The sequence below is a fragment of the Mesorhizobium sp. WSM4841 genome, from assembly GCF_055811515.1.
In genome coordinates this window covers 1-255 of record NZ_JBVVQC010000111.1, presented here as the reverse complement: position 1 = coordinate 255, position 255 = coordinate 1, and the positions used below count along the sequence as shown (strand labels likewise).

1 protein-coding gene is annotated in these 255 nt (G+C 33.7%); it reads left to right on the top strand.

Annotation, left to right across the window (positions count from 1 at the left end; genetic code table 11):
- Nucleotides 1-255, top strand: a 255-nt coding sequence (locus AC0L14_RS34815; protein ID WP_473752238.1) for an NAD(P)-dependent oxidoreductase, incomplete at both ends; no start/stop codon positions are given.

Sequence of the window (255 nt, the reverse complement as noted above, 5' to 3'; positions counted from 1 at the left end):
GTACTATACACAGGACCTAATCGCAAAGAAGAAAAAGAACGAGAAATCGGTGCAAAATATGTAGATTTAGATACACTATTAAAGAATGCAGATTTTATCACTATCAACGCTGCTTACAATCCTAAAATGCATCATTTAATTGATACAGAACAATTTAAAATGATGAAATCTACGGCGTATTTAATCAATGCCTCTCGTGGTCCAATCGTGCACGAACAAGCACTAGTGCAAGCATTGAAAAATAATGAAATTGAA